The organism is Mesorhizobium sp. WSM4833 (assembly GCF_055811095.1).
Window position 1 is genome coordinate 592,807 of sequence record NZ_JBVVQG010000001.1, and the last position, 10,458, is coordinate 603,264.

The 10,458-nt window shown below is 63.8% G+C and carries 11 protein-coding genes; 10 read left to right on the forward strand and 1 reads right to left on the reverse strand.

The window, feature by feature from the left end:
* Nucleotides 1-34 precede the first annotated feature (34 nt).
* Complete coding sequence (locus AC0L2D_RS02850; RefSeq protein ID WP_013530855.1) at nt 35-1,024, reverse strand: sugar-binding protein; 990 nt, start codon at nt 1,022-1,024, stop codon at nt 35-37.
* A 465-nt stretch (nt 1,025-1,489) separates the two neighbouring features.
* Here AC0L2D_RS02850 and AC0L2D_RS02855 point away from each other — a divergent pair, with 465 nt between their 5' ends.
* From AC0L2D_RS02855 to AC0L2D_RS02900, 10 genes are all read left to right on the forward strand, one after another.
* Nucleotides 1,490-2,230, forward strand: a complete 741-nt coding sequence (locus AC0L2D_RS02855) for an ATP-binding cassette domain-containing protein (RefSeq protein ID WP_013530854.1) — start codon at nt 1,490-1,492, stop codon at nt 2,228-2,230.
* A gap of 42 nt (nt 2,231-2,272) precedes the next feature.
* Nucleotides 2,273-3,271, forward strand: coding sequence for an ABC transporter permease (locus tag AC0L2D_RS02860; protein ID WP_013530853.1), 999 nt, complete (start codon nt 2,273-2,275; stop codon nt 3,269-3,271).
* 87 nt (nt 3,272-3,358) lie between these two features.
* A complete protein-coding gene (locus tag AC0L2D_RS02865) occupies nt 3,359-4,126 on the forward strand; it encodes an SDR family oxidoreductase (RefSeq protein ID WP_027160696.1) in 768 nt (255 codons plus the stop codon).
* Between the two features lie 179 nt (nt 4,127-4,305).
* Nucleotides 4,306-5,133, forward strand: coding sequence for an AraC family transcriptional regulator (locus AC0L2D_RS02870; protein WP_063172535.1), 828 nt, complete (start codon nt 4,306-4,308; stop codon nt 5,131-5,133).
* Between the two features lie 152 nt (nt 5,134-5,285).
* Nucleotides 5,286-5,729, forward strand: coding sequence for an SRPBCC family protein (locus AC0L2D_RS02875; RefSeq protein ID WP_127321791.1), 444 nt, complete (start codon nt 5,286-5,288; stop codon nt 5,727-5,729).
* A 12-nt stretch (nt 5,730-5,741) separates the two neighbouring features.
* Nucleotides 5,742-6,536, forward strand: coding sequence for an FAD binding domain-containing protein (locus tag AC0L2D_RS02880; protein WP_275952685.1), 795 nt, complete (start codon nt 5,742-5,744; stop codon nt 6,534-6,536).
* Nucleotides 6,537-6,597: 61 nt separating this feature from the next.
* Nucleotides 6,598-7,080, forward strand: a complete 483-nt coding sequence (locus tag AC0L2D_RS02885) for a (2Fe-2S)-binding protein (protein WP_027160699.1) — start codon at nt 6,598-6,600, stop codon at nt 7,078-7,080.
* A gap of 13 nt (nt 7,081-7,093) precedes the next feature.
* Nucleotides 7,094-8,461, forward strand: coding sequence for a xanthine dehydrogenase family protein molybdopterin-binding subunit (locus AC0L2D_RS02890; RefSeq protein ID WP_473540310.1), 1,368 nt, complete (start codon nt 7,094-7,096; stop codon nt 8,459-8,461).
* 1 nt (nt 8,462) lies between these two features.
* Nucleotides 8,463-9,467: a xanthine dehydrogenase family protein molybdopterin-binding subunit gene (locus AC0L2D_RS02895; RefSeq protein ID WP_064993871.1), complete on the forward strand. Its 1,005-nt coding sequence runs from the start codon at nt 8,463-8,465 to the stop codon at nt 9,465-9,467.
* Nucleotides 9,468-9,475: 8 nt separating this feature from the next.
* On the forward strand, nt 9,476-10,357 hold the full coding sequence (locus AC0L2D_RS02900) for an AAA family ATPase (protein WP_337121690.1): 882 nt from the start codon (nt 9,476-9,478) through the stop codon (nt 10,355-10,357).
* The last annotated feature ends 101 nt before the right edge of the window (nt 10,358-10,458 follow it).

Genomic DNA, 10,458 nt, shown 5'->3' on the forward strand with positions numbered 1-10,458 from the left:
GGCGCCCGCAGCCGGGCGCCCCGAAATCGAGAACCTACTTCTGGATGCAGGTGTCGACCGTATCCTTGGTGCACTCGTCGAGGCCGGTGAACACCGGATCGGCGACTGCCTTGCCTTCGATCAGGTCGATCATCACCGACGGTGCCTTGTAGCCCATTTCGAACGGCCGCTGGCCGACCAGAGCCGTTACAAGGCCATCACGAGCGATCGCAATCTCGTCGCCGATCGTGTCGGCGGCGCCGATGACGAAGTCGTTGCTGGCGATCCGGTCCTTGAGCGGTCCGAACAGATCGCGATAGGGCTGCGGCGCGCCGAACAGCGGCCAGCCGCCCATGATCCCGAAGGCGTCCAGCTTGGGGTTGGCGGCGAGGATGTCGGTCATCGCCTGCACGCCCTTGGCGCCATCGTCGTTGGTAAACACCGGGCAGCCGGCGACTTCGGTCCAGCCACCTTCACCGGCAAGTGCGGCGAGGCCCTCCTTGCCCGACAGTGCGTCACGCATGCCTTGCGCACGGCGCAGGATGTTGTCGGCTGCCGGGTTGCCTTCGATGGTGCAGATCGTGCCACCATTCGGCTTGCCCTTCTTGATGTACTCGCCGATCTTCTTGCCCATCAGGTAATTGTCGGTACCGAGATAGGTCTTGCGAAGGCCTGCGTCTTCCTTGCTGAGATCGGCGTCGACCGTCATGATCGGGATCGACGGATTGGCACTCTTGATCGTCTGCGCGATCAGCGGCGCGTTGGACGGCGAGATCGCCATCGCCACCGTGTCGGCCTTGCTCAGCATGTCCTGGACGATCTGCGCCTCGCCGGCCTCGTCCGAAGTCGACGCCGGACCGGTGTAGAAGCATTCATATTCCGAGCTGGCGTTTTCCTTGTTCCATTTCTCGCAGCCCTGGTGGATGGCCTCGAAGAACGGATTGTCGAGACCTTTCACGACAATGACGAGCTGTTTCTTGGCCAAAGCCGGCCCGGCACCCAACGCCATGGCGGCGACGGCGGCGAGCAAAAGTGTTTTCCTCATGTCAGTCCTCCCTTGAAACAAACGGACACGGCGTGCCCGCCATACAGATCGACCGGATGCGTGATGACCGAGGGTCGTTTCGCGAGCGCTCGTGTCGCCAGGACAGATCGATAAGCATTTCCAGATTCGGCTTCAGATCAGCTCACACACAGGTGCCGCCGGATCCTGGACCGTCAAACCTCCGCCAATTCCGGCCGGCGAACCGCCAGCGGGGATCGGCATAATCTCCTCCGACGCTTAGCTAATATCGGCTTGGCGCCAACGTCAATGCTATTTGTCCTACAAAACGGATTTTTAAAATAGTCCTGGCCCAATTCGTCCGACAATTGATTGACGTGCGCCGGCTTTTGCGTAAAAGAACGCTAACGCCGTCTTCGGGAGGAGCCGGGGAGAGCGAGGCCAAGCAGCGTCGGCATCCACGCCGGTAACAGCTGCAGGTCGCAAAACACGGGGAGGCAAAGGCTGGTGGCGGTTCTCGAACTCACCAACATCTCAAGGCATTTCGGCGCTATCCAGGCCGTCAACGACGTTTCGCTGTCGATCGAGCCCGGACAGGTGGTCGGCCTGATGGGCGACAACGGCGCCGGCAAGTCGACGCTGGTCAAGATGATCGCTGGCAATTTCCGCCCGAGCCATGGCACCATGCACATGGACGGCAAGGAATTGATCCTGCACAAGCCGGCGGAAGCCCGCCAGCACGGCATCGAGATCGTCCACCAGGACCTTGCACTCTGCAACAATCTGACTGCCGCCGCCAATGTCTATCTCGGCCGTGAGTTGCGGCGCGGCGTCGGGCCGTTCCGGATCCTCGACTATGCCTCGATGTACAAGCGTGCCGGCCAGCTCTTCGCCGAATTGAAGTCCGAGACCCGTCCGCGCGACCTCGTCAAGCAGATGTCGGGCGGCCAGCGCCAGGCGGTGGCGATTGCCCGCACTATGCTGTCGCAGGCCAAGATCGTGCTGATGGACGAACCGACGGCGGCGATCTCGGTGCGCCAGGTCGCCGAAGTGCTGAACCTTATCCGCCATTTGCGCGATCAGGGCATCGCCGTCGTTCTGATCAGCCACCGCATGCCTGACGTGTTCACCGTCGCCGACCGCGTCATCGTCATGCGGCGCGGGCGCAAGGTCGCCGACAAGACGATTGCGTCGAGCTCGCCCGAGGAAGTCACGGGGCTGATCACCGGCGCTATCGAACAGGTTTGATTTCAAGCGAATTCCACCACGCACAGCAGATGAAGGTCGACGATGGCACTAACAATTGACCAGCCGATCGAGCATAAGCAGCAATCCTTGGCTGCGAGACTGTTTGCCAGCCAGACTTTCTGGGTGGTGATCGCGGTCATCCTTGCCTGCGTGTTCCTGTCGTTTGCCACCGACGCTTTCGCCACCTCGAAGAACCTCTACAACATCACCCGCAACATCACCTTCGTCGCCATCATCGCGCTCGGCATGACCTTCGTCATCATCACCGGCGGCATCGACCTGTCGGTCGGCTCGGTGCTGTGCCTGTCGTCGATGGTGCTGGCCGTCACCATGCATGCCGGCTACTCGATCGAGGTCGGCATCCTGGCCTCGATTGCCACCGCGCTCGCCATTGGCGCCTTCAACGGCGTGCTGATCGCCTATCTCGGCTTTCCACCCTTCGTGGTGACGCTCGGCATGCTGTCGATCGCCCGAAGCCTCGCCATGGTCGCCTCCAACAACACGGTGGTCTTCCAGTTCGGGCCGGACCATGCCAAGCTTCTGTCATTGGGCGGCGGCGCTTGGGTGTTCGGCATCGCCAACCCGGTGCTTTACATGATCCTTCTGGCGCTGATCACCGGCTTCATCCTGCGCTGGACCAAGTTCGGCCGCCATATCTTCGCCATCGGCGGCAATGAGCACGCGGCAACGCTGACCGGCGTTCCGGTGCGCCAGATCAAGGTTGCCGTCTACATGATCTCGGCGCTGTCGGCGGGCATTGCGGGCATCATCCAGACCGGCTGGCTGGGTGCCGTCACCACCAATCTCGGCACCGGCATGGAGCTACAGGTAATCGCCGCCACCGTCATCGGCGGCGCCAATCTGGCCGGCGGCGTCGGCACCGCCTTCGGCGCCATCGTCGGCGCGGCCCTGATCGAGGTGATCCGCAACAGTCTCGGCCTGCTTGGCATCAATGCCTTCTGGCAAGGCGTCTTCATCGGCGGCGCCATCCTGCTGGCGGTGCTGTTCGACCGCATCCGCAATTTCCGCCGCAGCGACTAGAACCATGATCCCGAAAAGTGGAAACCGGTTTTCTCGGACAAACGGAACCGTTTGTCCGGAGATCATGGTCAAACAAAAGACGGTTTGATGGCCAACTCCCTGTTCAGCCTCGAGGGCCGGCTGGCGCTGGTGACCGGCTCCGGCCAGGGCATCGGCTTCGCGCTGGCTCGGGGCCTGGCCGAACATGGGGCAAGCGTGGTGCTGAACGGCCGCGACGCCGCCAGGATCGATAGCGCCGTCGAAAAGCTGCGCAACGCCGGCTTCAAGGCGCACGCCTCGGTATTCGACGTCACCGATTTTCAGGCGGTCAACGAGGACATTGCCCGCATCGAGGCCGAGATCGGCGCCATCGACGTCCTCATTAACAATGCCGGCATACAATTCCGCGCCCCGCTCGAGGACTTTCCCGAGGAGCAATGGGAGCGCCTGTTCAAGACCAATGTGTCGGGCGCCTTCCATGCAGCCAAGGCGGTCGCCCGCCACATGATCCCGCGCGGCAAGGGCAAGATCATCAACGTCGGTTCGGTGCAGAGCGAACTGGCAAGGCCGAACATCGCGCCCTACACCGCCACCAAGGGCGCGATCCGCAACCTGACAAGGGGCATGTGCGCCGATTGGGCCAAACACGGCCTGCAGATCAATGCGATCGCGCCCGGCTATTTCCGCACCGAGATGAACCAGGCGCTGGTCGACAATCCCGAATTTTCCGCCTGGCTGGAAAAGCGCACGCCGGCCGGGCGCTGGGGCAATGTCGACGAGTTGATCGGCGCCGCGGTGTTCCTTGCCTCCGACGCCTCGTCCTTCGTCAACGGCCATACGCTGTATGTCGATGGCGGCATGACGGCTTCGGTTTGAGGTTGGCAATTCTCCCGACCGCCATTCGTTCCAGTGCGTATCGCTCAGTCTGAAAATCCGGCCTCACTGGCCGTCATTCGCCCTCGCCGCCCCCGCGCGTCTTGACGCGGCCCCGAACTCGGCCGCACAATCCCCACTGCAGGCGAAGGGAGGCCAGTCGCCTGCGGGAGGATATACCCATGACGGAAGCGATCAGGCTCTACTGGGGCCGGTTCGGACATGTTTCTATCCTGAATGTCGCAAGCGACTTCGTCACCCATGCCCATGTCGAGGCCCATCTCATCATCTGGCTGGAAGGTACGGCCGGCGAAATGACCATCGGTCGCGAGACCGTCCGGCTTGGGCCTGGAACGGCCGCCGGCATCAACTCCTTCCAGCCGCACAGCCATGTTCTGTCGCAAAACGGGACGCCCGGTCTGTTTCTCGCCTTCTACATCGATCCCGACTGGGCGCGGCGCCGCCGCGACCTGCCTTCGTCGGCGCCGCTGTTTTCACAAGCCGCGATCACGCTGGAACCGTGGCTGCATCAGGCCGCCGCCAATCTGCTCGACCACCTCAGCGACAATGAGAGCGTCGACGACATCGCCAACTACGAGATCGAGCGTTTCATCGATAGCGTGCTCGACGCCGCCGACGCCTCGGCGCCGCAGGAGGGCCGTGTCCGCATCAACACCATGCAGGATTTTCGTGTCCGCAAGGCAATCCAGCTGATGAAGGCCAATGTCTGCGAGCGCATCTGCTTCGACGACGTGGCGCGCAGCGTCGGGCTGTCGCGACCGCATTTCTTCGCTTTGTTCAAGGAACAGACCAATCTGACGCCCAATGTCTACTGGAACACGCTGCGCATGGAGGAAGCGGTGCGGCAGCTGCAATGGTCGCAGGAACCGCTGATCTCCGTCGCCTGCAATCTCGGCTTCACCACGCAAGGCAATTTCTCGCGCTTTTTCCGCGACCATGTCGGCGTGCCGCCGACGCTCTACCGCGAGGCCGCGCGGGCGATCGCCTGAGCCAGCCGCCCTTTTTTCAGACTCCCCGCCCTTTTTCAGACTCCCCGCCCTTTTTCAGACTCCTTGATAGGCGCTCAAGACGCATTGATAAGCGTCGCTGAAATGGCCGCCCTACCCTTGCACCGGATCGCTTTTGCAAGGGAACATTTTGAATGGCCAAAGTCACCATCTCCAGCGTCATCGACGCGCCGGTCGAAAAGGTCTGGGCGCGCATACGCGACTTCAACGGGCTGCCGGGCTGGCATCCGCGCATGGTGGAAAGCCACATTGAAGACGGCAAGGATGCCACCACGATCGGCTGCGTGCGCAATTTCCAGCTCGCCAGCGGCGCCCGCCTGCGCGAAAAGCTGCTCGACTTCTCCGATCAGAATTTCCTGGTCAGCTACTCCATCCTCGAGACGCCGCAGCCGCTGACCAACCACAAGGCGACCCTGCAGCTGCGGCGCGTGACCGATGGCGACCGCACCTACGCCGAATGGACCGCCAGCTTCGACGCCGCGCCTGAGGAGGCAGACAAGCTGGCCGAGGGCATGGGCGCCAATGTCTTTCAGGGCGGCTTCAACGCCCTGAAAAGCCATTTCGCCGGCCAGAGCTGACAGGAGCCAACCATGGCGCTGGCACTGCAGACTTTTGCAACGGTGAAAGACGCGAACGCGGCACTGAAGGCGGCCGGCACCCGCTATCTCGGTGGCGGCACGCTGGTCGTCCGCGCGGCCAATGAAGGCGACGTTTCGGTTTCCGGCCTTATCAGGTCGACCGAGCCGTCCCTGTCCACCATCGCCGTTGCCGGCGATAAAGTCCGCATCGGCGCTTCGGTGACCATGGCGGCGATCGCCGGCCATCCGGAGCTCGGCACGCTCGCCAAGGCCGCCCGCGCCGTCGGCGGCCCGGCCATCCGCAACATGGCGACCGTCGGCGGCAATCTTTTTGCCCCGGCCCCGTATGGCGATTTCGCCGTTGCCCTGTTGGCGCTCGATGCGACGGTCAGTACCGATGGCGGCGAAACACCGATCGAGACCTTCCTGGCCAATCGGGACGGCAGCCGCGCCGTCGTCACTTCCGTGAGCTTCACGCTTCCGAAGGCCGACAGTTTCCGCTTCCTGAAAGTGTCGAGGGTCAAGCCCAAGGGCGTCTCCGTGCTCAGCATAGCCGGTGCTCTGGAATTGTCGTCGGATGGCACCGTGACCTCGGCGCGGATCGCGCTCGGCTGCATGGCGGATCGGCCCATGCGCGCCAGGGCGGCGGAAAAAGCGCTGATCGGCCGAACGCTGACCGCTGACGGCATCGCGCCGGCCTTGGCCGCGGCCGGTGATGGCACCTCGCCCATCACCGACCCGATCGCCAGCGCCTGGTATCGCGCCGAAGTCCTGCCGGTTCATCTCGGCCGGTTGCTGCTCGCATAATATTTCGTTCGGGGGGCGCGCGTCTGTCCGCTGGTTCGGGCAGGCGCGCAAGGAGGAAAACATGGCAAAGATCCCGGTTCAGTTCACGCTCAACGGTTCTGAAAAGGCCGAATTTATCGATAGCGGCACGACGCTGCTGCACGCCTTGCGCGACAAGATCGGTGACACCTCGCCGAAGGGCGGCTGCCATCAGGGCACTTGTGGTGCCTGTTCGGTCATCATCGACGGCGAACTCCGGCTCTCCTGCCTGACGCTGGCCGAGACCTGCAATGGTGCAACCATCACCACGACATCCGGTCTTGCGGAAGGCGGCGTGCTGCACCCGTTGCAGCGGGCCTTCCTCGACACGTTCGCCACGCAATGCGGCTTCTGCACGCCGGGCATGATCATGGCGGCCAAGGCGCTGCTCGACCACACGCCCAATCCCAGCCGCGACGAGGTGGTCGAGGCGCTGTCGGGCAACATCTGCCGCTGCACCGGCTACGAGCCGATCATCCAGGCGGTGCTCACCGCCGCCCGCGCCAATTCGCAGAACGCGGCCTGAGGGGTCCAAAACAATGGAACTGCGCAAGAGCTACTTCGCCGATGTCCGCAAGGATGATCTGCACGAGATCGGCCAGCCGCGGCCGCGCTCGGATTCACCCGGCCATGTCACCGGCAAGACCGCCTTTTTCGCCGACCGCAACTTTCCCGGCATGCTGCACCTGAAGATGGTGCGCAGCCCGCATCACCATGCCCGCATCCGCTCGATCGACACCTCAGAGGCGGAAAAACATCCGGGCGTGGTGAAAATTCTGACCGCCAAGGACGTGCCGCACAATGTCTACACCATCCTGATCCTGATCCAGATCGGGCCGGAGGACGAGACGGTGCTTGCCGACGGCAAGGTGCGCTGGAAGGGCGAGGCCGTGGTGGCGGTGCTGGCCGAAACCGAGCGCGCGGCACAAGAGGCCGCAGCCAAGGTCAAGGTCGACTATGAGGTGCTGCCGGCCGTCTTCGACATGGAAGAGGCGCTGAAACCCGACGCGCCGCTGGTCAACGAATATCACGGCCAGAATTATTACCTCTATGATAGCGGCGAGTGCCGCAAGGTGCGCTTCGGCGATGTCGAGGCGGGCTTCGCCGGCGCCGACCACATACTGGAGCAGAGCTACCAGTCTTCGCCGATCGAGCACGCGCCGACCGAGACCACCGGCTGCGTGGTGGCGCCCGAGGGCAATGACCGCTTCACCTGCTATACCAACACGCAGGCGATGTTCTTCACGCTCGACAACACCTCGATCATCCTGCAGATGCCGGGCAGCAAATTGCATTTCGTCGGCGGCACAGTCGGTGGCGGTTTTGGCGGCAAGGTCGACGTCATCGTCGAGCCGATCGCCATCCTCGGCGCAAAACTAACAGGACGACCAGTCTGTTTTATCTACAGCCGCGAGGAGGAGATGCAGATCTCGTCGCCGCGCGCCGCTGAAAAGGTCGTCATCAAGGACGGCGTCATGAAAGATGGCCGCATCGTCGCGCGCAAGGTCACCGGATACACCGATGCCGGCGCCTATTCGCGCCACTCGCCCTATGGCGCGCAGAAGGGCGCGGGGCATTATCCCGGCCCCTACACTATTCCGAACGTCTGGATCGACACCTACTGCGTCTACACCAACCGCACGCCGTCGTCGGCCATGCGCGGCTTCGGCGTCACCATCGGCGATTTCGCGCTGGAGGTGCAGATGGACAAGCTGGCGCGGCTGATCGGCATGGACCCGCTCGAATTCCGCTTCATCAACGCCTATCGCGATGGCGACATGAAGGCGCACCGCCAGCCGACAGAGGGCGCCGCGCTGATCGAATGCATGCAGGAAGCCTCGCGCGCCGCCAACTGGCCGGTGGCGGAAAAGTACCTGGCGATGTCCTCCTACGTGAAGGGAGCTTGAGATGGCGATCAGGCGCGGACGCGGCGTTGCCGCGATCAACTATCCCACCGGCATGAACCTCGGCGGCGACCCGACGCAGGCGCTGGTGCACTCGACGCCAACAGGCAATTTCATGGTGACATTGTCCTCCGTCGATCTCGGCCAGGGCATGAAGCAGATCATGGCGCAGATCTGCGCCGAGACCATCGGCGTGCCGACAGACCGCGTCGTCGTCGACACCGCCGACACCGACACCGGCCCGCACTGCATGGGCACCTTCGCCTCGCGCGGTACGCACCGCGCCGGCAACGCCGTCATCCAGGCGGCAAGGGAAGCGCGGCAGGTGATGCTGGAAGTGGCCGCCGAGGAACTGGAGGTGAACGCCTCCGACCTCGACACAGACGGCCAGGGCAACATCCTGGTCAAGGGCGCCCCGCAAAAATCGATCTCGATCTTCGATGTCGCGCTGTCCGCGCATTTCAAGCGCGGTCGCTCGATCTCGGGCCGCGGCATGTTCCTGATCCCGCGCTCCTATCCGGAGAAAGAGACTGGCGCGATGAAGCCGTCGACCTGCTACGCGCATGCCTGCACCGTGGCCGAGGTCGAGGTCGACGACGAGACCGGCGAGGTCACCGTGCTGACGGTGAAGAACGTCTTCGAGATCGGCCGCGCGCTGAACCCGAAAATGGTCGAACAGCAACTGGTCGGCGGTTCGTGGATGGGCATCAGCCACGCGCTCTACGAGACGACCGAGCCCTATTATCCCAACCGCGACCATGGCGGCACCGACTTCAACCAGTATCTGATGCCCGGCCCCGGCGACCTCGCCGAGACCGAGATCATCGTGCTGGAGCGGCCATCGGCGGACGGGCCATACGGCGCCAAGGGGCCGGGCGAAATGTGCGCCAACCCGCAGATCCCGGCGGTCGCCAATGCCGTCTTCGACGCCGTCGGCGTGCGCATCGACACGCTGCCGATCACGCCGGAGCGCATCCTGCGCGCGCTGAAGGCGCAAGCGGCGAACTGAGGGCCGAAATGACCGGGACAAGCGCCGAGACATCAGCGACCTCGCCGGAGGCGGTGGCGCAGCATCTTGCCGCCTCGCGCTATCTGGCCGACGACAGTCTTGCGACCGCGATCTTCCTGGCGATCCGGCTGGGGAAGCCGCTGCTGCTCGAAGGCGCACCAGGCGTCGGCAAGACGGAAGCGGCCAAGGCGATCGCCGCGCTGCTCGGCCGCGATCTGGTGCGGCTGCAATGCTATGAAGGCATCGACGCTGCGCATGCGCTCTACGAATGGAATTATCAACGCCAGCTGCTCGCCATTCGCCACGCCGGCGAGCATGAGATCGACATCTACGAAGACCGTTTCCTGATCGCTCGGCCGCTGCTGCAGGTGCTGAAGGCGCCGGAGCAGCGGGTGCTGCTGGTCGATGAGATCGACCGCTCGGACCATGAATTCGAGGCGCTGCTTCTGGAATTCCTCTCCGATTTCCAGATCAGCATTCCCGAACGCGGCACGATCCGCGCCACGGCACAGCCGATCGTCATCCTGACCTCGAACCGCACCCGCGAGCTTGCCGAGGCGCTGCGCCGCCGCTGTGTCTACCACTGGATCGGCTATCCCGACGCCGAGCGCGAGGCCGCCATCATCATGCTGCGCGCCGGCGATGTGGCGCAAGCAACGGCGCGCGCGGTGGCGGCGGCCGTGCAGACCATCCGTGCCCGGCCGCTGGCCAAGCCGCCGGGTATTGCCGAGGCCGTCGAATGGGCCAATGCCGCCACCATCCTGGAGAAGGGCGGCAGCCCGTGGCCGGAAGCCTTCCGCCGCGCCATCGGCGTGCTGATCAAGGACGAGGAAGACCTTTCCTACATCGCACCGGAGCTTGGCCGGATCGTCGAGGAGGCGCTGGCGTGACGCGGGAGGTCATTTCGCAAGGCTGGCAGGACAGAGGGGGGCGACACAGAATGATGCGGGAAACAAGCTTCCCCCGCGCCGCCTCGCCATTCCTGGGTTTT